The following is a 25,059-nucleotide window of genomic DNA, read 5'->3' on the forward strand; positions in this document are numbered from 1 at the left end:
AGACCCGTACCGGACGACCGACAACCGAGGAGCGAACCCCATGCACTGTCCCAAGTGCCACGCCCCCATGCACACCTTCAACCGCAACGGCGTCCAGATCGAGCAGTGCGCCAACTGCCGCGGCATCTTCCTGGACTACGGCGAGCTGGAGTCCCTGACCCGCCTGGAGGCCCAGTGGTCCCAGCAGGCCCCGCCGCCCGCCGGCCCGCCCCCGCAGGGCTACCCCGCCGCCCCCGCCCCCGCCTGGGGAGCCCCCCAGCACGGCGCGCCCTACGGCGGCCAGCACGGTCACCACGGCCACCACCGCCAGAAGGGCTTCGGCCGGATGCTCTTCTCCTCCTGACCCGGCCAGGCACACGAAGAAGCCCCCGGCCGAGAACGGCCGGGGGCTTCAACTGCTGTGCGCGATACTGGGATTGAACCAGTGACCTCTTCCGTGTCAGGGAAGCGCTCTCCCGCTGAGCTAATCGCGCGGGACGGTCCTCGCGGACCTGATCGTGCAACGTACTGCCTGGTGCTGCGTGCGCGATACTGGGATTGAACCAGTGACCTCTTCCGTGTCAGGGAAGCGCTCTCCCGCTGAGCTAATCGCGCGGGACGGTCCGAGCGGACCGTAACTGTTCAGTTGTGCTGCGTGCGCGATACTGGGATTGAACCAGTGACCTCTTCCGTGTCAGGGAAGCGCTCTCCCGCTGAGCTAATCGCGCTTGGAGGTGGAGACGGGATTTGAACCCGTGTAGACGGCTTTGCAGGCCGTTGCCTCGCCTCTCGGCCACTCCACCAGGAGTGCTAGTAAAGGGTATCGGGATGATTCCCCCACTATAGAGCGGACGACGAGACTCGAACTCGCGACATCCACCTTGGCAAGGTGGTGCTCTACCAACTGAGCTACGTCCGCTTGTCTGCTGCCGTTCCACTGGCGTGTCCCGGCGACGTGTTGAACTCTAGCGGATTCCCGGGCCAGCACAAAAACGCGTTTGTGCAGCGTGCTGCGGGTCCTCGCCGCCAGGAGAGGCGCGCACCCCCGCCCTAGACTCGACGACGTGTCCGACCTCCCCTCTTTGGCCCGCTTCGGCGGCCTCGTCGCCACCGATCTGCGCGACGTGACCAGCGATCCGGCCGCCCTCGACTCCTCCGGCTTCTGGGCCGTCGCGGCCGACTTCGAAGGCCGTCTCGTCTGCGCCCGCTTCGGCGACGTCCGCACCGAACCGGTCCCCGCCCCGGTGCCCGGCGCCTGGCGCGGCCCCGCCGCCACCGCATGGACGTCCTCCCTGGACCGCGCCGCCTACACCGCGGGCGTCCGCCGCATCCGCGAGCACATCGCGAAGGGGGAGGTCTACCAGGCCAACCTGTGCCGCGTGCTGAGCGCGCCGGTGGACCCGGCGGCGGACGTCGACGCCCTCACCGCCCTCCTCGCGCGGGGCAACCCCGCTCCGTACGCAGGAACGATTCGGCTGCCCGCGCACGGGGTGGAGATCGCCACCGCGTCCCCCGAGCTCTACCTGCGCCGCGAGGGCCGCACGGTGGAGTCCGGGCCGATCAAGGGCACCGGGAAGACCGAGGCGGACCTCCTGGCGAAGGACCACGCCGAGAACGTGATGATCGTCGACCTGGTCCGCAACGACCTGGGGCGCGTCGCCGTCACCGGCTCCGTCACCGTCCCGCGGCTCTGCGAGGTCGAGCCGCACCCCGGCCTCGTCCACCTCGTCTCGACCGTACGGGCCGAACTGGCCGAGGAGCAGGGCTGGGGCGGACTGCTGCGCGCCACCTTCCCGCCCGGTTCCGTCACCGGCGCGCCCAAGGCCAGCGCACTGGAGATCATCCGGGCCCTGGAGTCCTCCCCGCGCGGCCCCTACTGCGGCGGCATCGGCTGGGTCGACGCCGACCGGGGGCTCGGGGAACTGGCCGTCGGCATCCGTACGTTCTGGATCGACCGCACCGCCCCCGGCGGACCGCTGCTGCGCTTCGGCACCGGAGCCGGCATCACCTGGGGCTCCGACCCCGAGCGGGAGTGGGCGGAGACCGAGCTGAAGGCGTCCCGGCTGCTCGCGGTAGCGTCGGGTGCCTACGAGGTCACCGCCCGTACGGGATGAGCGTCCGCGCCACGGACCGCGCGGGCACGACGAACAGCGAGAGGGAAGGCCGCGTCATGCAGATCTGGGTCAACGGGGGACTGGTCGACGCCGACTCGGCCCGCGTCTCCGTCCTCGACCACGGAATGACCGTGGGCGACGGCGTCTTCGAGACCATGAAGGCGGCCGACGGCACGGCCTTCGCCCTCACCCGCCACCTGGACCGGCTCACCGCCTCCGCCCGGGGCCTGGGCCTGCCCGACCCCGACCACGACGAGGTCCGCCGCGCCTGCGCCGCCGTCCTCGAGGCCAACCCGATGCCGCTGGGCCGGCTCCGGGTCACCTTCACGGCGGGCGTCTCGCCGCTCGGCTCCGACCGGGGCGAGCACGCACCCACGCTGGTCGTCGCGCTCGGCGAGTCCACGCGACGCCCCGACACCACCGCCGTGGTCACCGTCCCCTGGACGCGCAACGAGCGCAGCGCGCTGACCGGGCTCAAGACCACCTCGTACGCCGAGAACGTCGTCGCTCTCGCCAGGGCGCGCCGCGCCGGGGCCTCGGAGGCACTGTTCGCGAACACGGTCGGGCAGCTCTGCGAGGGGACGGGGTCGAACGTCTTCGTCGTCCTGGACGGACAGCTCCTCACCCCGCCCGTCGCCTCCGGCTGCCTGGCCGGCATCACCCGCGCCCTCACCGTCGAGTGGACCGGCGCGCAGGAGGCCGACCTGCCCCTCGACGTGCTGGCACACGCCGACGAGGTCTTCCTGACCTCCACCCTGCGCGACGTGCAGGCCGTCCACCGCGTCGACGGACGCGACCTGCCGACGGCCCCCGGCCCGGTGACCGCCAAGGCGATGCGGGTCTTCGCGGAGCGCGCCGGGGACGACCTCGACCCGTAAGTCCGCCAAGTCCCGCCGCGAAACGTGATGACGGGCGGCCCCGGCAGGGGTACAACTCCGGTGATGACGACGACCCTGCGGCCGACCGGGCCGCTTCGGACCAGCGCCGACGGCGCGCGCTCGCGCCCCTACGAGGTGTGCGTGAACAGCCGCCCCGTCGGCACCGCCCGCATCGAGACCGTGCCCGAGTTCGGCCGCGCGGTCGGCCGGATCGCCTCGCTGCACATCGAGGCGGCGGACCGCCGCCGAGGCCGCGGCACGGTCGCCGCGCTTGCCGCCGAGGAAGTCCTGCGCGGCTGGGGCTGCGACCAGGTGATGATCACCGTCCCGGCGGAGGCGACGGAGGCCGCGCGCATGGCGGCCGCGCTCGGCTATGTCGAGCGCGGCCGCACCATGCTCAAGGACCTCCCCGCCGGCCCCCCGCCGCTGCCCGCCGACGTGACCTTCCGCCCGGTCACGCGGGAGGAGTACGACGCCTGGCGCGTCAAGGACGCGGCGGACTTCGCCCGGAGCTGGACCGACCGCGGCCTGAGCCCCGAACAGGCGCGCGCCAAGGCCGAGGACAGCGAGCGCCGGTTCCTCCCGCAGGGACCGGCCACCCCGCACACCTGGATCAGCCGCCTGGTCCGCGACGGCGAGCCGATCGGACTGCTCTGGCTCGGCCGTCACGAGGTGGAGCCGGGCGAGCACAGCGCCTTCGTGTACGCGGTCGAGGTCGACGAGGACCAGCGCGGCCGGGGGTACGGGCGGGCCCTGATGGCCATGGCCGAGCGGATCGCGCTGCGGGCGGGCGAGCGACGCATCGGACTGCACGTCTTCGCGGGAAACACCCCGGCCCTGCGCCTGTACGAGTCCCTCGGCTACCGCACGACGGCCGTGAGCAGCTCCAAGCGGCTGCTCTAGGACGGCTCAGGCCCGCTGTCCGGCGAGCAGCCCGTCCGCGATCTCCTCGATGCGCTCCCGCAGGCCGCTCTGGTCCTTGCTGCCGTCGAGGAGCTGCCCGCCGATCTCGTACGTCGGCGTGCCCTTCGCCTTGATCGCCTTGCCCTCCGCCTGGTCGGCGTCCACGATCAGCGTGTGCCGTCCGTCGATCAGCGCGGTGTCGAACTCCTCGGTGTCCAGGCCCAGTTCGCCCGCCACCTCGATCAGCACCGGCTTCCCGCGCCTGCCCAGCTCCTGGGTGCGGGCCAGCAGCGCCGTCACGTACTCCCAGCCCCTGCCCTGCTCGAAGGCCTCCTCGGCGGCCTGCGCCGCGTCGTACGCGTGGGCGTTCTTCTCCAGCGGGAAGTGCCGCAGCCGGACGTCCAGCCGGTCGCCGTAGCGGGCCCGCAGCGCGGCGAGGTCCGTGAGGGCGGTGTGGCAGTCGGGGCACTGCAGGTCGCACCAGACGTCGAGGACGACGGGGGAGTCGGGGGCGGCGGCGTCGAGGGGAGGTGTGTGGCTCATGGGGTCAGTCTCCCAGTCGTACGACCGCCTCCCCGACCGGGACCTGGGGAGGAGCCGCGCCCCGGAGATCTCCCTGAGACCGCCGCCGGGGATGGCCGCACCCGTGCGGCGCGGTGCAGGATGGAAGCGACCGTACTTTCCACCGCTGGAGGACCGATGCTGCTGGTTGAGACCGTCTGTTCCGCGGTGTCCGCCGCAGGCCTGGGCATCGCCGCGATCACGGCGTACCGGAAGCGCTTCCTCACCGCGACCCGGCTGGCCGCCTACTCGCTGGTGCCGGTCGGCCTGGTGATGATCGGAGCGGTGGGCTGGCTCTCCGACATCGTCTTCAAGCCGGTCGTCTGGGCGGGCCTCGGCGTGCTCGGCCTGGCCTGGCTGCTCTTCGTCACCACCCGCTTCGTCGAACGGCGCGGTGGCGGCACCCGCAAGGAGCGCAAGGCGGCCAGGGCGGCCCGGGGCGACGCCGTCGCCCCGGCGGCCAACGCCCCCTCGCTCGGTGCGGGACGCCCCGCGGGTGCGCCCGCCGCTGCCCCGGCACCGGCGCCCGCGCAGGCCAAGGGCAAGAAGGCCGACGACGACTTCTCCGACATCGAGGCGATCCTGAAGAAGCACGGGATCTGACCCCGTCCCGGGGAGTGCGCGGGGCGGTCGAACGCACACACCACGACCGCCCGATACGGTGAACTGCCGCCGATCGGGGGCGTGATGGTCATCCCGTAGCACCGGGCTGCGTCATCATCAGCCCGAGATGCTCCAGACCTCCCCCGACGAGACCCCGGCACCCGCGCCCGCCGAAGAGGCGCGCGGGTGCCTCTTCGCGCTCTCCCAGCCGCCGCTGATGATCTTCCTCGCGTTCATCGGCACGCTCCTGCTGATGGGAGCGGTCCATGACCTGTTCCTGGACTGAACCCGGGCGGGCCGCCGCCCGCAGCCGTCAGCCGGCCGCTTCCTTGCGCCGGGCCCGGTACGCCGCGACGTGCAGCCGGTTCCCGCAGGTGCGGCTGTCGCAGTAGCGCCGGGAGCGGTTGCGCGAGAGGTCCACGAACGCGTGCCGGCAGTCCGGCGCCTCGCAGCGCCGCAGCCGCTCCAGCTCCCCGGACACCAGGATGAACGACAGGGCCATCCCGCAGTCCGCCGCCAGGTGGTCCGCGATCGAGGCGCCGGGCGCGAAGTAGTGCACGTGCCAGTGGTAGCCGTCGTGGTCGGTGAGCCGGGGCGTGGTCCCGGCCGCGGCGACCAGCCGGTTGATGAGCTCGGCGGCCGCCCTGGGGTCGGACGCCCCGAAGACGTCCGCGAAGCGGGCCCGTACCTCCCGGACGGCACGGACGTCGTCCTCGGTGAGCTCGCCGACGTCGCTGACGTCGTGGCGCCGTGCGAAGTCGTGCAGCGCCTCGACGTCGGTGAGACGGTCCGTGGGTTCGCTCTCCGGCGCGGTGTTCACGAGGCCGACGACGACGTCGAGGGCTCGCCGGGTGTCGTGGGGAATCAGCACGCTTCGCTCCCTGGCCTGCGCGGGCCGTTGCCCGCCGATGCTCGCCGACTCTAGCCGCTCGTGCCCAGAACGCTACGGACAGTGCCCCGTGCGCGGTGCCGCCCGGGAGGGGGACGGATGCGGCTGCGCCGCCGCCGCGGTGGGTTCCGCGACGACGGCGCAGCCGGCAGGGCTTATGAAGTTGTCCCTATGTGGTTGTCCGCTCCGCGCCGTCGCCCCGAGTCGGACGGCGAGGAGCGACTCTCGACCTGGCTCAGCTTTCGGCCAGGATGTGAGAGAGCTCCGTGTCGAGGTCGAAGTGCCGGTGTTCGGTGCCAGGTGGCACCGCGGCGTCCGTCCTCTTCAGGAACGACTCAAGCGCCCGCGCCGGGGCTTCGAGCAGGGCCTCGCCCTCCGGTGAGCTCAGGGCGATGCAGACGACGCCCTGACCGTGGCTCCGGGACGGCCAGACTCGGACGTCGCCGGTTCCGGTGGGCCGGTGCAGGCCCTCGGCGAGGAGATCACGGGCGAAGACCCACTCGACCGTCTCCTCGGCTCCGGTGTGGAAGGTGGCATGCACGGCATAGGGATCGGCCGTGTCGTACCGCAGGCCCGCGGGTACAGGCAGTGATGACTCGCTCGACACAACGAGGCGCAGGTGCAGCTCGCAGCTGACCGTGGTGTTCATAAGCGCCAGGGCCTTTCGCTCAGTGTGCGCTCGGGGATTCGCACGTCGGCGAAATCGACATGCCACCTCCAGGGCCGTTGTAAACCCTTATGAGTGTTTTGAGTCTCTTGACGTCGCTCGTACGGCCGAGTCCGGGCTTGACTCGTACGGCCATTCCGGTGAGGGCGGCCGGTCCGGTAAGTTGGCCCTCATGAACGCGGAGAGTGACGAGCGGGACGGGGGCGTCGCCGCGGCGACGACCGGTCCCGAAACGGGGGGCACCACCGACGGGCGCGAGCTCGGATCGCGTGCGCCGCAGTACATCCAGGAACGCAGGACGCTCCACCTCAGCTGGCAGGTCGGGGTCTTCGTCGTCGGCCTCGCGGTCGTGATCGCGGGCATCATCATGCTTCCGCTGCCCGGACCCGGCTGGGTGGTGATCTTCGGCGGCATGGCGATCTGGGCGACCGAGTTCGTCTGGGCGCAGCTCGTGATGCGCTGGACCAAGCGCAAGCTCACCGAGGCGGCCCAGAAGGCGCTCGACCCGAAGGTGCGCCGGCGGAACATCATCCTGACCACGATCGGCCTGGTGATCATCGCCGTGCTGGTCGGGATCTACGTGTGGAAGTTCGGCCTGGTGATGCCGTGGAAGATCAACGAGTGACGACCGGCCGACCGGCCGGAAAGTGGTCGGGGGCACGCGCTGACATGCGGTAATGTTCTGTCTGTGCCCGGGCGATTAGCTCAGTGGGAGAGCACTTCGTTCACACCGAAGGGGTCACTGGTTCGAACCCAGTATCGCCCACCCGGGGCCAGAGGCCCGAGAGACCGTACAGCGTCTCTCGGGCCTCTGGCGTTCCCCGGGCCCCTCCCGCGCGGGCCCGGGACACGTGCCTACGTGAGGCGGCCGATCCGCTCGCGCAGCCGACGGGCCTCGCGCAGCCGCTGCTCGTACGTCGCTCCCACCGCCAGCAGCAGCATCCCGGCCAGTGCCGGGGGCAGCCAGCGCGGCAGGACGCCGACCACCTGGACCGCGTACGGAGCCAGCTCGTGCAGCGAGACCAGGCTCAGCACGACCGCGCCGAGCAGCAGCGGGGCCCCGAGCCGGTACCGGGCGCCCAGCAGGGTCACCACCAGCGCGGCCACCCCCAGCAGCAGCGGGCGCTGCCAGTGCGCGTCCGCCCAGGCGGCGACCAGGCTCGGCACCAGGGTCATGGACAGGCCCGGGCCGTACGCGAGCCAGGAGGACGCCCGGGGGTCGCGGCGACGCCGCAGCACCCCCACCGCCAGCGCCAGGACGCTCGCGGGAACCGTGTACGCCTCCGGGGCGGCGATCTCCGAGGCCGCCAGCCGCGACCAGGTCGCCGCGACGAACAGGCCGCCGGCCGCCCAGCCCACCGCCCGGCGCTCCTCCCGCACCGCCGTGCCGGCCGCGACCGCCCCGCACAGCGCCAGCACCAGGGACAGCGTCGGCAGGTGCCCGGCGGCCAGGACCAGGGGTACCAGCGCCGACACCGCGCCCGCGATCTCCATCGGCACGCTGCGCACCCGTACCGCGAGCAGCGCCACCAGGGCGGGCACCGCGAGGGCCAGGAGCGCCGTGTGCCGGGCGGGGAGGCCCAGGGCCGCCCCCGAGGCGCAGGCCAGGGCCGTCGCGTGCACGACGCAGGCGACGGCGCTCACGGACCGCACCGCGGGAGCCGTGGCGCGCAGGGCCGTGGCGAGCCACAGCAGGAGCAGCGCGCCGAGGGCGGCGAAGGTGGCGCCGCGGCCCGCCAGCGCCAGGAGGGCGCTCGCGACGGAGACCACCGCGCCGGTCGCCAGCGCCGCGTGCGAGGCGGCGGCGGAGGAGGAGAACACCGCCGACGCGAGGGCGGCGGCCGTCACGACGACGAACAGGGCGAGCCCGGCGGCGTACGGCAGGTCCAGGGCGACCGGGACGAGCAGGAGCGCGCCGGCGGCCAGCAGGACGGCGCCGACGGCGGACGCGGGACGCGGGCGGCGGCGGTGGAACAGGGCCAGGGCGGCGGCCGAGGCCAGCAGGATCAGCGGGGCGGTCGACATCGCCTGCCAGGGCAGGTCCCACGCGTCGCCGCCGGCCGGGACCGCGCGGAAGCCCGCGGGCAGGCCCCGCCACGGGGCGGCCGGCCGGGACAGCGGGCCCGACAGCAGCGTCAGGGTCAGCGCGGGCAGCGTCGTCAGGACGGCGCCCGAGGTGACGGCGGCCGAGGACAGGGCCAGGCCGTGCCGTACCGGACGGGGCAGGCGTACGGATCGGGCGGCCACGGCCGGCAGCGCGAGGGCGCAGGCCAGGTACAGCGGGGCCGTCCAGGCGGGCGGCAGGGCCGGCCGCAGGAGACCACCGGCGGCGGCGACCGCGGCCAGACCCGCGGCCACGGCGGACGCGGCCTGCGGGCGGCGCAGCGAGGCCGCCAGCGCGAGGACCCCGCCCGCGAGGAGCAGGGCGCAGGAGGGCGCCGCGTCGGCGGGCGAACCGGCGAGCGACGACAGGGACAGCGCGCCCAGCAGGGCGGCCGCGCCGGTCACCCAGGCGAGCCCGGCCGCCAGGACGCCGACAGCGCCGACGGGACCCGGCGCCCCGACGGGGGCGGAGCCGGCGGTGCCCGGCCCCGCGGAGGGGGCTCCGGGGGCGGGGTGCGCGGGTGTGCCGCCCGCCGGGGCGGGGGTCTGGGGGGACGCCGGGGTGCCGGGGCGTGAGGGGGCGCTGGGGGCCGGGCTCCGTGAGAGGTGGCGGAGGGCGAGCGGGGTGTTCAGGGCGGCGGTCGCCAGGAGGGCCCACAGGACGGGAAGCGCGGTGGCCGACTGGGACAGGGCCCAGAGCGGGAGCGGGAGTTGGGCGACCAGGAGGGCGGCGGGGAGCGGGGTGCGCAGGCGCGGCAGGAACACGCCGTACGCTCCCCACACCAGCGCGAGGACGGCGGAGGCCGCCGCCGTGTACGCCGTGCCGTCCGCGTCCGCGAAGGCCACCTGGCGCAGCGCGTACACGTCCAGCGTCGTCAGGACGAGACCGAGCACCGCCACCGCCTCCGCCGTCGCCACCAGGCCCCGGCGCACCAGCAGCGCCGGGACGGCGAGCGCCGCCGCCGTCACCAGACCCAGCGCCGCGGACCGCCCGGCGATCCCCAACTGGCCCCAGCCGATCAGCGTGAACGCCAGCGCGGCGACCGCCAGCAGGACGCCGCCCAGGGCGAGCAGCACGTTCTGCGCGCTCGGACCGGGCTGCGTCGTCGCGACCGGCCCGGGCACGCCGGGTGCGGGCGGCGGTGCGGCCGGGGTGGCGAGGAGGTGCAGAAGCCAGGCCCGGCGGTGCAGCAACTGGGCGCGGCGCGCGTCGAGCCGCAGCAGCTCCTGGTCGAGCCGGCGCAGCTCCTCGGCCGGCGGGGGCGGCGGAACATTCGTCATGACGCGAGTGTGGAGCGCCCCGGGCGGCCCGTCATGGGTGCGGATACTCACGCACGTACTCAGGAGCCCGCGCGACACGGGCCCGCGTGCACGGAGCGGGAAGCGCAGGCATGCCGCAGGGCAGACGGAGCAGACTGAGGCCATGGACTGGAGTCACTACCGCTTCTGCAGCATCTGGAAGGTGCCCGCCCCGCCCGCCGCCGTCTACGCCGTGCTGGAGAACGCCGAGGCCTATCCGCGCTGGTGGCCCCAGGTGCGCGAGGTGGACCGGGTCGACGAGCACAGCGGCACCGCCCGCTTCCGGTCCCTCCTCCCGTACGACCTGCTCGTCGGCGTGCACGAGGGGCGCGGCGGACTGGACGCCGGGCTCCTGGAGGTGCGCATGACCGGCGACCTGGAGGGCTGGATGCGCTGGACACTGCGCCCGCACGGCACGGGCACCGTCGTGCGGTACGAGCAGGAGGTCGACGTGAACAAACCGCTGCTGCGGCGACTCGCCGTCCTCGGACGCCCCTTCTTCCTCGCCAACCACGCCCTGATGATGCGGTCCGGAAGACGCGGACTCGCCGCCGAGGCGACGGCCCGGCAGGCGGACGGGGACGCGGTTTGAACCGAACGCGGGAAGCGCTGTATGGTTCAACCCGTTCCCGGGCGATTAGCTCAGTGGGAGAGCACTTCGTTCACACCGAAGGGGTCACTGGTTCGAACCCAGTATCGCCCACCCGGGAAGAGCCGGTCCGTCACAGACGGACCGGCTTTCTTGTGTGCCGGCGCGGCGAGGGCGCCCGCCGGGGTGGTGCTGGCACCACCAGCGGTCCGGGGGCAGAAGCCCTGTTCCGCGCCGGGCGGACTTCCTAGCGTTGCCGGTACAGCAACCGCCGGACCGACAGCAGGAGATAGACCCGATGAACACCACCATGACCAAGACGATGCTCTGGATGCTGCTCGCGATCGCCGTCGCCGCGAACGCGTTCTTCAACTACCGGATGAACGGCACCCCGCAGATCCTGTGCAGCGTGGGCGCCGGGATTGTCGCCCTCGCCTCCATCGCCGGGCTGGTCGCCGTCAGGCGGGCCTCCTCCGACTGAGGCCGGTCAGGCCGCCTGGGCGCGTGCCTCGGGGCGCAGCGGCCACGCCGGGTCGACCGCCTCGTCCGAGCCGTTGCGGGCGAACCAGGCCTGGAGGCCGCGCGCCTGCGCCGCGTGCCACACCGCCTGGAGGCTGTGCAGCTCGGCGGGGGACAGGCGCTCCAGACGGGCGGCGAAACGCCGGCCCACGGCCCGTACCAGCTCCAGCGACGCCGTCGCGTCGGCCACCGCGTCGTGCGCCCCGGCCAGCTCCACACCGTAGTGCCCGCACAGGTCGGTGAGGGTGCGGCGGCCCTTGCGGTAGCGGTCCAGGTGCTTGTCCAGGACCCGGGGGTCCAGGACGTACAGCGGCCGCGCCTCCAGGTAGCGGCTCAGCGACGACGCCCGGTGCCGCCGCAACTCCCGGTCCAGCATGGTCAGATCGAACGGTGCGTTCATGATGACCAGCGGACGGCCCGCCGCACACTGCTCGGCCAGCGCCCGCGCCATCTCCTCCATCACGGGCGCGGGCCACCGGCCGTTGCGCTGGAGGTGCTCGTCGGTCAGCCCGTGGATCTCGGTCGCCCCCACGGGCACCGGAACACCCGGGTTCACCAGCCACTTGGTGGCCCGGACGCGCGCGCCCGCCGCGTCCTGCACGACGAGGGCGGCCGAGACTATCCGGTCACCCTCCACGTCCACGCCCGTGGTCTCCGTGTCGAAGGCCGCCAGCGGCCCCTCGTACCAGCACGTCATGTCCCCAACTCCTCATGCTCCAACGGCAGACGGCCGACTCGCGGATCGGACCCCGGTGCGCTTTCTGCCCGAAGCGGTGATACCCGGGCCGTTTACGCCATAAGCCGTACGGAGACAACACAGGTGACGGGCGGCGAAGTTGCCGCCCCCCTCCCGAACGCGCCTCTCCCGTGGGGGAGTTGCGCATCCGAGCAAGAGATCGGCACGGCCCGGAAGGCACACGTCAGCCATGGCGCTCACGCAGCCCGAACCGGGCGGGCTGCTGCCCGAGCGGACCACCCCGCTCAGAGGCGCGCTCGCCACCACCGCCTGCATGGAGACACTCCAGGTGGGCTATCTGCACGCCGTCGCGGCAGCCGCGGGGTGCTCGCTCTCCCAGCCGTTCCCGGACAACGGGATCGACTGGCACGTCAGCCACGGATCGCCCGTGCACACCGTCGACGACGAAGTGACCATCAAGGTCCAGCTCAAGTGCACCTACCAGATCGCCCCGCGCCCGCCGGGCGCCGCGTTCTCCTTCACCCTCGACAACGACCACCTGGTGAAGCTGGCGCGCACCCCCGTCTCGGTGCACAAGATCCTGGTCGTGATGCTCGTGCCGCGCAGCCGCGACGACTGGCTGAGCGCCGCGCACGACCGGCTCGACCTGCGGCACTGCTGCTACTGGATCAACCTGGCCGGACACCCGGTGACCGGCCGCCACCGGACCAACGTGCGGGTCCCCACCGCGCGGATATTCGACGACCGAGCCCTCTGCGAGATCATGAGCCGCGTCGGGGCGGGAGGGAGACCCTGATGCACCGCTACCGGCCCATCGACGACTCCGGACGACCACACCCCGGCGACCCCGGTGAATCCGCGGGAAGCTGGGACGGCGGAGGACCCGAGCCCGCCCAGGTCGACCCCGCCGTCCTCGGCGCCCTCCTGGTCCGGCACGGCTGGCGGCGGCGCGGGGGCGCCGCCGGCCGTTACGCGCGCTGGACACCGCCCGGGCCCTCCGCCGGGGGTGCGAGTCTGCTCGTACCGGAATCGAGGGCGTTCCCCGACAGCGAGGACCTGCTCGCGGAGGCGCTGTACGCCCTCCAGCGCTGCCCCGAGCCGTCCGCGCGCGAGGTGCTGGTGCAGCTCGCGGTGCCCAGCGACGAGATCCGCTGGCTGCGGGACGTGCCCGAGGACGTGACGGGGGCGGCGGCCTGGCCCGCGCAGGAGAAGCTGCGCTCGGCGGCCCGGCAGATGCTGCTCGCCGGGGCGCTCGCGGCGCGCGGGCGGGCCGGGTACTACGGGGCGCGGCACCGCAGGCAGGCCCAGGCATCACTGGAGGGCGTGCTGGTCGGGGCGGGGACGGGCGGACGCGCGCTGACGGCGTTCGTGCCGGTCGCGGGCGGGCGGAGCACGGTCGTCCGCCTGCACCACGCGCTGCACGCGGCGCGCGAGGCCACGGACTACCAGCGGGCCACCGGCGGGATGGAGGCGTTCGACGCGGCCGTCGAGGCGGGCGTCAGCCACGAACTGACCGAGGCCGTGGTCGCGTTGGTGCAGGGCGCCGAGGGCGCGCGGATCGCGCTCGACTGGGCGCCCGCGGCCGGGCCGCCGCCCGGCTGCGCGGCGCGGCCCGAGGCGGTGGAGTTCTCGCCGGGAGACCTGCCGGCGCTCCGGTCGGCGGGGGCGCGCTACCTGCGGGACGAACCCTCGGTGCCGGTGCGGATCACCGGGGCGGTGGTACGGATGCGCAGGTCGGACCCGCGGGGCGGCGGAACGGTGCGGCTGCGGGTGCTGGCCGGGGCCGAGGTGCCGCACGTACGGCTCGTCCTGGACGAGGAGGCGTACCGGATCGCCGGGCACGCGCACCTGGTGGGGCTGCCGATCCAGGTCGGCGGGCGGCTGGAGCGCAGGGGCGGGTTCCGGCGGCTGACGGGGGCGGCCGGGGTGGCGCCCGTCCAGGTGGAGGAGGCGGAACGGGACCGTTTGATGAAGGCGCTGCACGAGAACCTGGACTTCTTCGAGGGGGCGTGCAGCGGGGAGGAGTGAGGGGGTGGCTCCGGCGAGGGGGCCGGGGGCGGTTAACCGTTTCGCTTGTGACCCCACCGGCTCGGTAACATCTTCTACTGCACGCGCAATAGAAAGCGGCGTGCACCCCCCTCAGTCAGGAGAGACCGGTGTCAGACGTCCGTGTGATCATCCAACGCGATTCCGAGCGGGAAGAGCGCGTGGTGACGACGGGCACTACGGCAGCCGAGCTCTTCGCCGGCGAGCGCTCGATCGTCGCCGCCCGGGTCGCCGGTGAGCTGAAGGACCTCAGCTACGCGGTGCAGGACGGCGAGGAGGTCGAGCCCGTCGAGATCAGCTCCGAGGACGGCCTCAACATCCTGCGCCACTCCACCGCGCACGTCATGGCGCAGGCCGTGCAGGAGCTCTTCCCCGAGGCCAAGCTGGGCATCGGCCCGCCGGTCAAGGACGGGTTCTACTACGACTTCGACGTCGAGAAGCCCTTCACCCCGGAGGACCTCAAGGCGATCGAGAAGAAGATGCAGGAGATCCAGAAGCGGGGGCAGAAGTTCGCCCGTCGCGTGGTCTCCGACGAGGCGGCCCGCGAGGAGCTCGCCGACGAGCCGTACAAGCTGGAGCTCATCGGCATCAAGGGCTCCGCGTCCAGTGACGACGGCGCGGACGTGGAGGTGGGCGGCGGCGAGCTGACCATCTACGACAACCTCGACGCCAAGACCGGCGACCTGTGCTGGAAGGACCTCTGCCGGGGCCCGCACCTGCCGTCGACCCGCAACATCCCCGCCTTCAAGCTGATGCGCAACGCCGCCGCGTACTGGCGCGGCAGCGAGAAGAACCCGATGCTCCAGCGCATCTACGGCACCGCGTGGCCCTCGAAGGACGAGCTGAAGGCGTACCTGGAGTTCCTCGCCGAGGCCGAGAAGCGCGACCACCGCAAGCTCGGCAGCGAGCTGGACCTGTTCTCCATCCCGGAGCAGATCGGCTCCGGCCTCGCGGTCTTCCACCCCAAGGGCGGCATCATCCGCCGGGTCATGGAGGACTACTCGCGCCGCCGGCACGAGGAGGAGGGCTACGAGTTCGTCTACACCCCGCACGCGACGAAGGGGAAGCTCTTCGAGCAGTCGGGCCACCTGGACTGGTACGCCGACGGCATGTACCCGCCCATGCAGCTCGACGAGGGCACGGACTACTACCTCAAGCCCATGAACTGCCCGATGCACAACCTGATCTTCGACGCCCGGGGGCGTTCGTACCGCGAACTCCCGCTGCGGCTCTTCGAGTTCGGCACCGTGTACCGGTACGAGAAGTCGGGTGTCGTGCACGGTCTGACCCGTGCCCGGGGCTTCACCCAGGACGACGCGCACATCTACTGCACCAAGGAGCAGATGGCGGAGGAGCTCGACAAGACGCTCACCTTCGTCCTCGGGCTGCTGCGCGACTACGGTCTGACCGACTTCTACCTGGAGCTGTCCACCAAGGACCCGGAGAAGTTCGTCGGCTCGGACGAGATCTGGGAGGAGGCCACCGCGACGCTCCAGCAGGTCGCCGAGAAGCAGGGGCTGCCCCTGGTCCCGGACCCGGGCGGCGCGGCCTTCTACGGGCCGAAGATCTCCGTGCAGTGCAAGGACGCCATCGGCCGGACCTGGCAGATGTCGACCGTGCAGCTCGACTTCAACCTGCCGGAGCGCTTCAACTTGGAGTACACCGGCCCGGACGGGTCCAAGCAGCGCCCGGTCATGATCCACCGCGCGCTGTTCGGCTCGATCGAGCGGTTCTTCGCGGTGCTGCTGGAGCACTACGCGGGTGCGTTCCCGGCGTGGCTGGCGCCCGTGCAGGCGGTCGGTATCCCGATCGGCGACGCGCACATCCCGTACCTCCAGGAGTTCGCCGCCGAGGCGAAGAAGAAGGGGCTGCGGGTCGAGGTGGACGCCTCGTCCGACCGGATGCAGAAGAAGATCCGCAACCAGCAGAAGCAGAAGGTCCCGTTCATGATCATCGTCGGTGACGAGGACATGGCGGCCGGTACGGTCTCCTTCCGCCACCGCGACGGCTCGCAGGAGAACGGCATCCCGAAGGCCGACGCCCTCGCGAAGCTGCTCGACGTGGTGGAGCGCCGCGTCCAGGTCTGAGCGCGGGAGTGACGGATGAGGGCGGTTCCCTTCGGGGGGCCGCCCTCTCTGCCGTCTCCCCAGGTCGTACGCCTATGCTTTCCGCATGACGAGTGAGCCGGAGCAGCAGAGTGGACCGGTGGGTGAGCCGGACGGGTTCGGGCGGCTGTGGACGCCCCACCGGATCGCGTACATCCAGGGTGAGAACAAGCCGACCGGGCCCGGGTCCGACGACGGCTGCCCCTTCTGCGAGGCGCCCAGGCACAGCGACGAGGACTCGCTGATCGTGGCGCGCGGCACCACCGTCTTCGCGATCATGAACCTGTATCCGTACAACGGCGGACACCTCATGGTCATGCCCTACCGGCACGTCGCCGACTACACGGAGCTGGACGACGCCGAGACCGCCGAGCTGGCGCTGTTCACCAAGAAGGCGATGACCGCGCTGCGCAAGGCGTCCGGGGCGCACGGGTTCAACATCGGGCTCAACCAGGGCTCCGCCGCCGGTGCCGGAATCGCCGCCCACCTGCACCAGCACGTGGTGCCCCGCTGGGGCGGGGACACCAACTTCATGCCGGTCGTCGGGCACACCAAGGTGCTGCCGCAGCTCCTCGCGGACACCCGCAAGATGCTCGCCGACGTGTGGCCGGAGAGCGTGTAGCGCTCAGGCGTCGTACAGGTCGGCCTTGCGCGGGGCCGGGTCCTGGACCAGGCCGCTGAGCATGGACGAGCGCCCGTTGAAGCGTTCGGTGTCGACTCCGTGGTCCTCCAGGACCTTGATCGCGGCCGTGTGCACGACCCGCAGGACGGGGGTCGCCGCGCGCATCGCGTCGTCCGCCATGAAGCGGTGCCGCCAGGGCTTCTCCGCCCACACGTGCCGCAGGCCGAACGGCTCGGGCAGCGTGAGTTTGCCGCCGAGGAAGTCCAGGACGTTGGGGAACCAGGTGAACGGGGCCCGCACGCTGAGCCGCACCACGTCGTTGGTCCCCATCAGCGGGAGCTGGCGGGTCTTGGTCTCCCAGAACTTGACCGTCTTGCCGACCGTGACCGTCTTGGCGGCGGGCTTCGTGGTGAACAGGGGGTGCACCGGGCCCAGCGCGTGACCGGTGACCTCGATGCGCAGGGTGTGGTGCAGGACGGTCACCGTGATGAGCATGGTGATGACCAACTGGCCGTCCCACAGCGTGAACTGGACGCCCAGGTAGTGCCGGTTGCCGGCGCCGAACTGCTGCTCGTTGCAGATGCGCTGTATCTCGTGGGTCTTGATCAGGTACTGGTCGACGTCCTGCCCGTCGGGGCGGCTGACCTCGCCGGCGTTCTCGCCGACCGGGGCGACGATCCAGTGCTTGACCGAGGGGGTGGGGAAGCCGCCGGTGTGCAGCGGGCCGCGCTCCAGCATGCGGAGCTGGTCGTGGATGGCGCGGATCACGTCCCAGCTCCGGAAGCCGTGGATCTCCTTGGTGGGGTCCGCGCTGTGGAGTTCCTCGGCGAGCTGCCAGCTTCCCCAGCGGGTGCCCATGCCGAGTATGCCCTTGGGGCCCGCGTAGAAGACCGAGTTGGACTGCTGCTCGGCGGTGAGCCGGGCGAGTCCCTGGCGGAGTTCCTCGGCCTGGCTCTGGCCGGGGTCGCGGGGGACCGCCTCGGGGATCTTGGGTCCGACGCCGCCGCCTCCGGACAGGAGGGAGGCCCAGCGTTCGCGCAGGTCCTTGGCGGTGGTCTCGCAGACCTGCTTGGCCCAGAGCCAGCCGATCACCGGGGCGACCACCATGGCGCGCAGGTAGATGCCGAGGAGGCCGTCGAAGGGCAGCTTGATCAGGAAGATCACCACGAGGCCGCCGACCGCCACGAGGAGGGCCGTGCCGAGTGCGCCGGACTTCTTGTCCTTGGCGCCCGCGATGGTGCGGCGCAGTTGGAAGACCGCGAGCCAGAGGAGGAGGCCGGGCAGGAAGAGCAGGCCGAAGACGGCCATGATGACGGTGAGCTTGGTGTCGCGGGCCTTGCGGATGTTGGTGGCGGCGAGGCAGTGCTCCACGACGGTCTGCGGCTCGGTGCCGAAGGACTGGATGAGGGCCTTGCGGGCGCCGCCGAGCATCCGTACCCGTACCGCGCGCGAGAACGCCTCGCCGAGGTCGGGTTCGAAGAGGGAGAGCCTGCCCTTGCTGACGCCGGACTTGTGCCACTCGTTGTTCGCGTCCAGCAGGACGGTCACCGAGCTGTCCCGGTACGCGGCCGAGGCGAGCGCGTTGGTCGCCGCGGTCTGTCCGGCCGCACCCTGGAGCGGCACCTGTGCACCGGGTGAGAAGTCGAATCCCGAGTCCGCCACTACCGCCCCCATCGACCGTCCGCGTCCGTGGAGCCCTGTGCTCTCCACGCCGTTCCCGCACTGCGGCGTTGTTCCCAACGGCCGCCCCCCGCACACCTGCTGAGCTGGGGTCACAGCGTATCGACGCGAGGTCCCTCTCGTCATGGGAGCGCGGAATGCCGCCCACCGCAAGGGAATTGGGTGGGCAGCATTGCCGCAAAACGGTCAACTAGCCGCCTTTTTGGTCCTGTTCGCGGAATTTGCCCGCGATCTGAGATGGCATGGGTTCGTGTCGTGCGTACGTGCGGTGGAAGCTCCCGGTGCCGTGGGAGAGGGACCTGAGGTCGACGGCGTACCGGCCGATCTCGATCTCGGGCACCTCGGCCCGCACCAGGGTGCGGCCGCGGCCCGCCTGTTCGGTGCCGACGACCCGGCCGCGCCTGCCGGACAGGTCGCTCATCACCGGGCCCACGTAGCCGTCGGGGACCAGGATGGTCACGGCGGCGACCGGTTCCAGGAGGTCGATGCGGGCGCCGGCGGCGGCCTCCCGCAGGGCGAGGGCGCCCGCGGTCTGGAAGGCGGCGTCGGAGGAGTCCACGGAGTGGGCCCTGCCGTCCCGCAGCGTGATCCGTACGTCGACGAGCGGACAGCCGCTTGCCAGGCCCCGGGCGGCCTGGGCGCGTACCCCCTTCTCGACGGAGGGGATGAACTGGCGGGGCACCGCGCCGCCGACCACCTTGTCGACGAACTCGACGCCGGTGCCGGGCGGCAGCGGCTCCACCTCGATCTCGCAGATGGCGTACTGGCCGTGGCCGCCGGACTGCTTGACGTGCCGCCCGCGCCCGGTGGTCCGCTCGCCGAAGGTCTCGCGCAGGGACACCTTGTGCCCCACGGCGTCGACCCGGACGCCGTACCGGGTGCGCAGCCGTTCCAGGGCGACGTCGCGGTGGGCCTCGCCCAGGCACCACAGGACGAGCTGGCGGGTGGCCCGGTTCTGCTCCAGGCGCATGGTCGGGTCCTCGGCGACCAGGCGGGCCAGGCCCTGCGAGAGCCGGTCCTCGTCGGCCTTGCTGTGCGCCTGGACGGCGAGCGGGAGCAGCGGGTCCGGTAGCTGCCACGCCTCCATGAGCAGCGGGTTGTCCCTGGCGGAGAGGGTGTCGCCGGTCTCGGCGCGGGTGAGCTTGGCCACGCAGACCAGGTCGCCGGCGACGGCGTGGGTCAGGGGGCGCTGCTGTTTGCCGAAGGGGGAGGAGAGCGCGCCGACGCGTTCGTCGACGTCGTGGTCGGGGTGGCCCCGGTCGGCGAGGCCGTGCCCGGAGACGTGGACGGTCTCGTCGGGGCGCAGCGTGCCGGAGAAGACCCGGACCAGGGAGATCCGGCCGACGTAGGGGTCGGAGGCGGTCTTGACCACCTCGGCGACCAGCGGGCCCGCCGGGTCGCAGGCCAGCGGGGGCGCGGGGGCGCCCTGCGGGGTGGTGACGGCGGGCAGCTCGTGTTCGGCGGGGGTCGGGAAGCCGCCGGTGACCAGCTCCAGGATCTCGACCGTGCCCAGGCCCTGGCGGCTGCCCTCGGGGGCGGGCGCGGCGGCCAGGACGGGGTGGAAGGCGCCGCGGGCGACGGCCCGTTCGAGGTCGTCGACCAGGGTCTTGCGTTCGATGTCCTCGCCGCCGAGGTAGCGGTCCATCAGGGACTCGTCCTCGCTCTCGGCGATGATGCCCTCGATCAGCCGGTTGCGGGCCGCTTCGATGCGGGGGAGCTGGGCGGGGTCGGGGGCCAGCTCCTCGCGCCGGCCCGAGGAGTAGTCGTAGATCCGCTGCGAGAGCAGTCCCAGGAGTCCGGCGACGGGGGCGTGTCCGTCCGGTCCGTGGTCGCCGTACAGGGGCAGGTACAGCGGGAGCACGGCGTCGGGGTCGTCGTCGCCGAAGGCCGCGGCGCAGAGGTCGGTCATGGACTCGAAGTCGGCGCGGGCGGCCTCCAGATGGGTCACCACGATGGCGCGCGGCATGCCGACGGCGGCGCACTCCTCCCACACCGCGCGGGTCGCGCCGTCCACGCCGTCGGACGCCGAGACGACGAAGAGGGCCGCGTCCGCCGCCCGCAGACCGGCCCGCAGCTCCCCGACGAAGTCGGCGTAGCCGGGGGTGTCGATCAGGTTGACCTTGATGCCGTCCCATTCCACGGGGACGACGGAGAGCTGTACGGAACGCTGCCTGCGGTGCTCCATCTCGTCGTGGTCGGAGACGGTGGTCCCGTCCTCGACGCGGCCCGCCCGGTTCACCGCCCCCGCGGCGAGGGCCAGGGCCTCCACCAGGGTGGTCTTGCCCGATCCGCTGTGGCCGACCAGCACCACGTTCCGTACGGACGCGGGGTGGTCGGCCGTCGGAGCCCTGCCGGCGGCTCCGGGGTGTGCGCTCGTGTGAGTCCTGTCGCCCATGGTGTCCGGCCTCCCGAGGAGAAGTGCACGGTGAAGGGCGCGGGCAGGGGGCGGCCGCAGTGGCGTGGCGGCACCGGTGACGCCCGCGGTCATTCGAGCTTTCCACTCGGGTCACCGGGCGTCCATACCCCGGTCCGGTGCGCGTCGGCCGCCGCCCGGGGAGCCGGGGGTGCGGCCATCTGTCGTAGGGACACGGCGGTCGGCGGGTGCCCGGCGGTGCGGCCGGGCGGTCGTGGCTACGATGGGCCAGCCGGTGGCCATAGGGGCCGCTCGGCGATCCGACCCCTCGGGAAGGCCATGCTGAACAAGTACGCGCGTGCATTCTTCACGCGTGTCCTCACACCGTTCGCCGCATTTCTGCTCCGCCGCGGAGTCAGTCCGGATGCGGTCACCCTCGTCGGCACTGCCGGGGTGATGGCGGGTGCGCTGGTCTTCTTCCCCCGCGGGGAGTTCTTCTGGGGCACCATCGTCATCACCCTCTTCGTCTTCTCCGACCTCGTCGACGGCAACATGGCCCGGCAGGCCGGGGTGTCCAGCCGGTGGGGCGCGTTCCTCGACTCCACGCTGGACCGGGTGGCCGACGCCGGCATCTTCGGCGGGCTCGCCCTCTGGTACGCGGGCGGCGGCGACGACAACGTGCTGTGCGCGGTGGCCATCTTCTGCCTGGCGAGCGGCCAGGTCGTGTCGTACACGAAGGCCCGCGGCGAGGCGATCGGCCTTCCGGTCGCCGTCAACGGGCTCGTCGAGCGGGCGGAACGGCTGGTCATCACGCTGGTCGCCGCCGGTGTGGCGGGGCTGCACGCGTTCGGGCTGCCCGGCGTGGACGTCCTGCTGCCGATCGCGCTGTGGGTCGTCGCCGTGGGCTCCCTGGTGACGCTGGGGCAGCGGGTGGTGACGGTGCGCCGGGAGTCCGCCGAGGCGGACGCGGCGACGGGCAACGGGGCGGCCTCGTGAGCGCCCCGGAACGCGTGACGCCCAAGGACCGGCTGGTCGACGGGTTGTACGGGCTCGGCTGGGCCGGGGTGAAGAAGCTCCCCGAGCCGGTCGCCGTGCGGCTCGGCCGCACCATCGCCGACCAGGCCTGGAAGCGCCGCGGCAAGAGCGTGCTGCGCCTGGAGTCCAACCTGGCCCGGGTCGTCCCCGACGCGAGCGCGGCCCGGCTGCGGGCGCTGTCCCGGGCGGGCATGCGCTCGTACATGCGCTACTGGATGGAGTCCTTCCGGCTGCCCTCCTGGACGCCGGAGCGGATCGCCGCCCAGGTGCGCATCGAGGACGCGCACCGCATCACCGACGCCCTGGAGAGCGGCCGGGGCGTGGTGCTCGCGCTGCCGCACATGGGGAACTGGGACCTGGCCGGGGTCTGGGTGACCAGTCATCTCGGCCAGCCGTTCACGACGGTGGCCGAGCGGCTGAAACCGGAGTCGCTGTACGACAGGTTCGTGGCGTACCGCGAGAGCCTGGGCATGGAGGTCGTCCCGCACACCGGCGGCTCCGCCTTCGGGAGGCTGGCCCGCAGGCTGCGCGGCGGGGGTCTGGTCTGCCTGGTCGCCGACCGGGACCTCTCCGCCTCGGGCGTCGAGGTCAAGTACTTCGGCGAGACCGCGAAGATGCCGGCCGGGCCCGCGATACTCGCGCAGCAGACGGGGGCGCTGCTGCTGCCGGCGACGCTCTGGTACGACGGGCCGAAGACGATGCGGGGGCGGGTGCACCCGCCGGTCGACGTGCCCGAGACGGGTACGCGGAGCGAGAAGACGTCCGCGATGACCCAGGCGCTGGCCGACGCCTTCGCCACCGGGATCGCCGAGCACCCGGAGGACTGGCACATGCTGCAGCGGCTGTGGACCGCGGATCTGGAGCCCCGGGAGACCGGGCGGGAGGGCCAGGAGTGAAGGTCGGGATCGTCTGCCCGTACTCGTGGGACGTGCCGGGCGGCGTCCAGTTCCACATCCGGGACCTCGCCGAGCATCTGATCGGGCTGGGGCACGAGATCTCCGTGCTGGCCCCGGCGGACGACGACACCCCGCTGCCGCCGTACGTGGTCTCGGCGGGGCGGGCGGTTCCGGTTCCGTACAACGGATCGGTGGCGCGGCTGAGTTTCGGGTTCCTGTCGGCGGCGCGGGTGCGCAAGTGGCTGCACGACGGGGCTTTCGACGTGGTGCACATCCACGAGCCGGCCGCGCCGTCGCTGGGGCTGCTGACCTGCTGGGCGGCGCAGGGGCCGATCGTGGCGACCTTCCACACGTCGACGGCGCGCTCGCGGGTCATGCTCGCCGCGTACCCGATCCTCCAGCCCGCGCTGGAGAAGATCAGCGCGCGGATCGCGGTGAGCGAGTACGCGCGGCGGACGCTGGTGGAGCACCTGGGGGGCGACGCGGTCACCATCCCCAACGGGGTCGACGTCGACTTCTTCGCCGAGGCGGAGCCCAAGGCGGAGTGGCAGGGCGGGACGCTCGGCTTCATCGGGCGGATCGACGAGCCGCGCAAGGGGCTGCCGGTGCTGATGCGGGCGCTGCCCCGGATCCTCGCGGAGCGGCCCGGCACCCGGCTGCTGGTCGCGGGGCGCGGGGACGAGAAGGAGGCGGTGGCCTCGCTGCCCGAGGAGATGCGCTCGCGGGTGGAGTTCCTCGGCATGGTCAGCGACGAGGACAAGGCGCGGCTGCTGCGCAGCGTCGACGTGTACGTCGCGCCCAACACCGGCGGCGAGAGCTTCGGGATCATCCTGGTCGAGGCGATGTCGGCCGGGGCGCCGGTGCTGGCCAGCGACCTGGACGCGTTCGCGCAGGTCCTCGACCAGGGGACGGCCGGCGACCTGTTCGCCAACGAGGACGCGGACGCGCTCGCGGACGCGGCGGTGCGGCTGCTGGGGGACGCCTCGCGGCGGGCCGGGCTGAGCGAGCGGGGGGCGGCGCACGTGCGGCGCTTCGACTGGTCGACGGTGGCGGCGGACATCCTGTCCGTGTACGAGACGGTCACGGACGGCGCGAACGCGGTGGCGGCGGACGACGCGGCGGAACGGGGCGGCCTGCGGGCCCGCGCCCGCGCCCGCATGGCCCGGGACTAGACGGGCGGCGGGGCAGGGGCTGCGCCTCCCCTGCCCCGCGGCGGTTCACGGCGCGAGGTGGGGCCACACGTCCCGGTCCGCGGTCCCGCTCCACACGGGGTCCGCGTGTCCGTGGCCGGGGACGACCCGGAAGGTCACCCGCCGGTTGCCCCCGGCGCGGATCAGCTCCGCGCCGTGCGGCTCGTCGCCGCGGCCCAGGGCCGCGTTCACCCAGACGACCTCGGTGCGGATGCCGGACCAGTCGAAGGGGTACGTCGTGGTGTCCCCCGCCCAGATCGCCGCGAGGTCGCGCAGCAGCGCGTGGGGGACCAGGCCGCTGCCGAGGGCCTGCGTGGCCGCGCCCCAGGTGGTGAGCGGGGTGTGGGTGAGGGAGAAGCGGTCGTCGAGCGGCGTCGCGCCGAAGGCGAAGGCGCCCGCGCTGTGACCCTGCCGGTAGATCCAGTCGGTGTCGCCAGGTAGCGAACTGGTGCGCGTCAGCGCGAAGTGGGCGAGGGCGGCGTTGGTGAAGCGGGTGGCCGGGTCCGGCGGCCGGGGGACGGACGAGGCGCCGTCCGGATCGGTCAGGGCGCGCGAGACCAGCCCCTGCAACCCGGTGTCCCCGTACAGGACCCCCGCGTCGATCCGGGCCTGGATCACGTCCCGCGTCCGTGCCGCGCGGGCCTGCCGCTCCCCGGTGTACGGGCCCGTCGTGTCGATCGCCACCACCCTGCGCAGCCGCGCCGAACCGTCCGTCGAGGCCAGGTCCAGGGCGAGGGCGGCGCCCGCCGAGTGGCCGACGAGCCGGTACGGCAGGCGCAGGGCGCCGTCGACGGCGGCGATCACCGCGGCCGCGTCGGCCTTGTGCGCTGCCTGGCCCCAGGAGGCCGTGAGGTCGGCCGGCTGCGCGAGGTCCTCGCGGGGGCTGATGCCGACGACCAGGAGGTCCTGGGCGCGGAGGTGGTGGGCGAGGTTGCGGGCGCGGGGGGTGAAGAAGTTCGCGGCGAAGTTGAGGCCGCCGCCGGGGAGGAGGTGGGCGACGCCCCGCGGGGGCCGGCGGGTGTCCGCGAGGACGTCGACGCCGAGGGGGACGGGGGCGCCGGGGAGGGTGAGGCGGAGGTGCGTCCAGCCGTCGCCGTGGGAGGCGCGGGCGGGGTCGGCGCCCAGGGCGCGGGCGACGCGGTGTGCGGGGGTGTCGGCAGCGGCGGCGGCAGCGGCGGCAGGCAGTACGGCGCGGGCGGTGGCGGCGGACAGGGCGCTCGCCGCCACCGCGGCCGCGCCCGTCGTCAGCAGGGTCCGTCGGTCCATTGGGCGGTTCCCTCCGGAAGTCCTCGTGCGTGCCGCGCCCGTGCGACGCGGCGGAACCGCAGTCT

24 protein-coding genes and 7 tRNA genes are annotated in these 25,059 nt (G+C 73.0%); 18 read left to right on the forward strand and 13 right to left on the reverse strand.

The annotated features are described in order from the left end of the window. Nucleotides 1-40 precede the first annotated feature (40 nt). Nucleotides 41-343, forward strand: coding sequence for a TFIIB-type zinc ribbon-containing protein (locus tag ACZ56L_RS25520; protein WP_345224853.1), 303 nt, complete (start codon nucleotides 41-43; stop codon nucleotides 341-343). A gap of 58 nt (nucleotides 344-401) precedes the next feature. Here ACZ56L_RS25520 and ACZ56L_RS25525 read toward each other — a convergent pair. From ACZ56L_RS25525 to ACZ56L_RS25545, 5 genes are all read right to left on the reverse strand, one after another. Then, nucleotides 402-473 (reverse strand) — tRNA-Val (locus tag ACZ56L_RS25525). A 49-nt stretch (nucleotides 474-522) separates the two neighbouring features. After that, nucleotides 523-594: transfer RNA gene (locus ACZ56L_RS25530), tRNA-Val, on the reverse strand. A 41-nt stretch (nucleotides 595-635) separates the two neighbouring features. Continuing rightward, a tRNA-Val gene (locus ACZ56L_RS25535) sits at nucleotides 636-707 on the reverse strand. 1 nt (nucleotide 708) lies between these two features. Further along, nucleotides 709-782, reverse strand: a tRNA-Cys gene (locus ACZ56L_RS25540). A gap of 43 nt (nucleotides 783-825) precedes the next feature. Continuing rightward, nucleotides 826-898: transfer RNA gene (locus ACZ56L_RS25545), tRNA-Gly, on the reverse strand. A gap of 145 nt (nucleotides 899-1,043) precedes the next feature. Between ACZ56L_RS25545 and ACZ56L_RS25550 the strand changes: the two genes are divergently transcribed. The 3 genes from ACZ56L_RS25550 to ACZ56L_RS25560 all read left to right on the forward strand — a co-directional run bounded on the left by ACZ56L_RS25550 (nucleotide 1,044) and on the right by ACZ56L_RS25560 (nucleotide 3,874). After that, the gene (locus ACZ56L_RS25550) at nucleotides 1,044-2,093 is read left to right on the forward strand and encodes a chorismate-binding protein (RefSeq protein ID WP_471066562.1); all 1,050 of its coding nucleotides are present in this window, start codon (nucleotides 1,044-1,046) and stop codon (nucleotides 2,091-2,093) included. 56 nt (nucleotides 2,094-2,149) lie between these two features. Continuing rightward, entirely contained in the window at nucleotides 2,150-2,971 is an 822-nt protein-coding gene (locus ACZ56L_RS25555) for an aminotransferase class IV (protein ID WP_401760750.1), read from the forward strand. Between the two features lie 63 nt (nucleotides 2,972-3,034). Continuing rightward, nucleotides 3,035-3,874, forward strand: a complete 840-nt coding sequence (locus ACZ56L_RS25560; protein WP_471066564.1) for a GNAT family N-acetyltransferase — start codon at nucleotides 3,035-3,037, stop codon at nucleotides 3,872-3,874. A 6-nt stretch (nucleotides 3,875-3,880) separates the two neighbouring features. Here ACZ56L_RS25560 and ACZ56L_RS25565 read toward each other — a convergent pair whose 3' ends face one another. Next, on the reverse strand, nucleotides 3,881-4,417 hold the full coding sequence (locus ACZ56L_RS25565) for a DsbA family protein (RefSeq protein WP_471066566.1): 537 nt from the start codon (nucleotides 4,415-4,417) through the stop codon (nucleotides 3,881-3,883). A gap of 156 nt (nucleotides 4,418-4,573) precedes the next feature. On the opposite strand from ACZ56L_RS25565, the gene ACZ56L_RS25570 reads away from it, so the two are divergent. Next, complete coding sequence (locus tag ACZ56L_RS25570; RefSeq protein ID WP_401760745.1) at nucleotides 4,574-5,038, forward strand: hypothetical protein; 465 nt, start codon at nucleotides 4,574-4,576, stop codon at nucleotides 5,036-5,038. Between the two features lie 127 nt (nucleotides 5,039-5,165). Beyond that, nucleotides 5,166-5,324: a hypothetical protein gene (locus tag ACZ56L_RS25575; RefSeq protein WP_189827397.1), complete on the forward strand. Its 159-nt coding sequence runs from the start codon at nucleotides 5,166-5,168 to the stop codon at nucleotides 5,322-5,324. A 27-nt stretch (nucleotides 5,325-5,351) separates the two neighbouring features. Here the strand turns inward: ACZ56L_RS25575 and ACZ56L_RS25580 are convergent, their stop codons facing one another. Both ACZ56L_RS25580 and ACZ56L_RS25585 read right to left on the reverse strand, forming a co-directional pair. Beyond that, entirely contained in the window at nucleotides 5,352-5,909 is a 558-nt protein-coding gene (locus ACZ56L_RS25580; RefSeq protein WP_345224863.1) for a CGNR zinc finger domain-containing protein, read from the reverse strand. A 253-nt stretch (nucleotides 5,910-6,162) separates the two neighbouring features. Then, nucleotides 6,163-6,576 (reverse strand): SsgA family sporulation/cell division regulator, encoded by a 414-nt coding sequence (locus tag ACZ56L_RS25585; protein ID WP_003959770.1) that lies wholly within the window; start codon nucleotides 6,574-6,576, stop codon nucleotides 6,163-6,165. Between the two features lie 190 nt (nucleotides 6,577-6,766). Here ACZ56L_RS25585 and ACZ56L_RS25590 point away from each other — a divergent pair, with 190 nt between their 5' ends. Both ACZ56L_RS25590 and ACZ56L_RS25595 read left to right on the forward strand, forming a co-directional pair. After that, the gene (locus ACZ56L_RS25590; RefSeq protein WP_471066569.1) at nucleotides 6,767-7,219 is read left to right on the forward strand and encodes a TIGR02611 family protein; all 453 of its coding nucleotides are present in this window, start codon (nucleotides 6,767-6,769) and stop codon (nucleotides 7,217-7,219) included. A gap of 69 nt (nucleotides 7,220-7,288) precedes the next feature. After that, a tRNA-Val gene (locus ACZ56L_RS25595) sits at nucleotides 7,289-7,360 on the forward strand. Nucleotides 7,361-7,449: 89 nt separating this feature from the next. Here ACZ56L_RS25595 and ACZ56L_RS25600 read toward each other — a convergent pair. Then, nucleotides 7,450-9,978 carry an SCO7613 C-terminal domain-containing membrane protein gene (locus tag ACZ56L_RS25600; protein ID WP_471066571.1) on the reverse strand — a complete coding sequence of 843 codons (2,529 nt, stop codon included), beginning with the start codon at nucleotides 9,976-9,978 and terminating at the stop codon, nucleotides 7,450-7,452. A 142-nt stretch (nucleotides 9,979-10,120) separates the two neighbouring features. On the opposite strand from ACZ56L_RS25600, the gene ACZ56L_RS25605 reads away from it, so the two are divergent. The 3 genes from ACZ56L_RS25605 to ACZ56L_RS25615 all read left to right on the forward strand — a co-directional run bounded on the left by ACZ56L_RS25605 (nucleotide 10,121) and on the right by ACZ56L_RS25615 (nucleotide 11,066). Then, nucleotides 10,121-10,588: an SRPBCC family protein gene (locus ACZ56L_RS25605; RefSeq protein WP_401760741.1), complete on the forward strand. Its 468-nt coding sequence runs from the start codon at nucleotides 10,121-10,123 to the stop codon at nucleotides 10,586-10,588. A 39-nt stretch (nucleotides 10,589-10,627) separates the two neighbouring features. After that, a tRNA-Val gene (locus ACZ56L_RS25610) sits at nucleotides 10,628-10,699 on the forward strand. Between the two features lie 184 nt (nucleotides 10,700-10,883). Continuing rightward, nucleotides 10,884-11,066: a hypothetical protein gene (locus tag ACZ56L_RS25615; RefSeq protein WP_345224871.1), complete on the forward strand. Its 183-nt coding sequence runs from the start codon at nucleotides 10,884-10,886 to the stop codon at nucleotides 11,064-11,066. A 6-nt stretch (nucleotides 11,067-11,072) separates the two neighbouring features. On the opposite strand, the gene ACZ56L_RS25620 is transcribed toward ACZ56L_RS25615, so the two are convergent. Further along, complete coding sequence (locus tag ACZ56L_RS25620) at nucleotides 11,073-11,801, reverse strand: 3'-5' exonuclease (protein ID WP_345224873.1); 729 nt, start codon at nucleotides 11,799-11,801, stop codon at nucleotides 11,073-11,075. Between the two features lie 229 nt (nucleotides 11,802-12,030). On the opposite strand from ACZ56L_RS25620, the gene ACZ56L_RS25625 reads away from it, so the two are divergent. From ACZ56L_RS25625 to ACZ56L_RS25640, 4 genes are all read left to right on the forward strand, one after another. After that, nucleotides 12,031-12,597: a DUF4365 domain-containing protein gene (locus ACZ56L_RS25625; protein ID WP_345224874.1), complete on the forward strand. Its 567-nt coding sequence runs from the start codon at nucleotides 12,031-12,033 to the stop codon at nucleotides 12,595-12,597. Further along, nucleotides 12,597-13,829, forward strand: a complete 1,233-nt coding sequence (locus ACZ56L_RS25630; RefSeq protein WP_471066574.1) for a hypothetical protein — start codon at nucleotides 12,597-12,599, stop codon at nucleotides 13,827-13,829. Before ACZ56L_RS25625 ends, ACZ56L_RS25630 begins: the two co-directional genes overlap by 1 nt. A gap of 128 nt (nucleotides 13,830-13,957) precedes the next feature. Next, complete coding sequence (thrS, locus tag ACZ56L_RS25635; protein ID WP_401760736.1) at nucleotides 13,958-15,934, forward strand: threonine--tRNA ligase; 1,977 nt, start codon at nucleotides 13,958-13,960, stop codon at nucleotides 15,932-15,934. An 85-nt stretch (nucleotides 15,935-16,019) separates the two neighbouring features. Further along, complete coding sequence (locus ACZ56L_RS25640; protein WP_401760734.1) at nucleotides 16,020-16,574, forward strand: HIT family protein; 555 nt, start codon at nucleotides 16,020-16,022, stop codon at nucleotides 16,572-16,574. 3 nt (nucleotides 16,575-16,577) lie between these two features. On the opposite strand, the gene ACZ56L_RS25645 is transcribed toward ACZ56L_RS25640, so the two are convergent. Both ACZ56L_RS25645 and ACZ56L_RS25650 read right to left on the reverse strand, forming a co-directional pair. Further along, nucleotides 16,578-18,248, reverse strand: a complete 1,671-nt coding sequence (locus ACZ56L_RS25645) for a hypothetical protein (protein WP_345224883.1) — start codon at nucleotides 18,246-18,248, stop codon at nucleotides 16,578-16,580. 196 nt (nucleotides 18,249-18,444) lie between these two features. Continuing rightward, nucleotides 18,445-20,649, reverse strand: a complete 2,205-nt coding sequence (locus ACZ56L_RS25650) for an elongation factor G-like protein EF-G2 (protein ID WP_471066577.1) — start codon at nucleotides 20,647-20,649, stop codon at nucleotides 18,445-18,447. A 297-nt stretch (nucleotides 20,650-20,946) separates the two neighbouring features. Between ACZ56L_RS25650 and pgsA the strand changes: the two genes are divergently transcribed. Genes pgsA through ACZ56L_RS25665 form a run of 3 tightly spaced genes read left to right on the forward strand, consistent with a single transcriptional unit; the run spans nucleotide 20,947 to nucleotide 23,710 of the window. Further along, nucleotides 20,947-21,603 (forward strand): phosphatidylinositol phosphate synthase, encoded by a 657-nt coding sequence (gene pgsA / locus ACZ56L_RS25655; RefSeq protein WP_345224887.1) that lies wholly within the window; start codon nucleotides 20,947-20,949, stop codon nucleotides 21,601-21,603. After that, nucleotides 21,600-22,538, forward strand: coding sequence for a phosphatidylinositol mannoside acyltransferase (locus ACZ56L_RS25660; RefSeq protein ID WP_345224890.1), 939 nt, complete (start codon nucleotides 21,600-21,602; stop codon nucleotides 22,536-22,538). Before pgsA ends, ACZ56L_RS25660 begins: the two co-directional genes overlap by 4 nt. Then, entirely contained in the window at nucleotides 22,535-23,710 is a 1,176-nt protein-coding gene (locus ACZ56L_RS25665; protein WP_401760728.1) for a glycosyltransferase family 4 protein, read from the forward strand. The genes ACZ56L_RS25660 and ACZ56L_RS25665 overlap by 4 nt, the downstream gene beginning before the upstream one ends. Before the next feature lie 45 nt (nucleotides 23,711-23,755). Here the strand turns inward: ACZ56L_RS25665 and ACZ56L_RS25670 are convergent, their stop codons facing one another. Continuing rightward, entirely contained in the window at nucleotides 23,756-24,994 is a 1,239-nt protein-coding gene (locus ACZ56L_RS25670; RefSeq protein ID WP_471066580.1) for a thioesterase domain-containing protein, read from the reverse strand. Nucleotides 24,995-25,059: the final 65 nt, after the last annotated feature.

This window comes from Streptomyces sp. NPDC039736 (genome assembly GCF_055596485.1).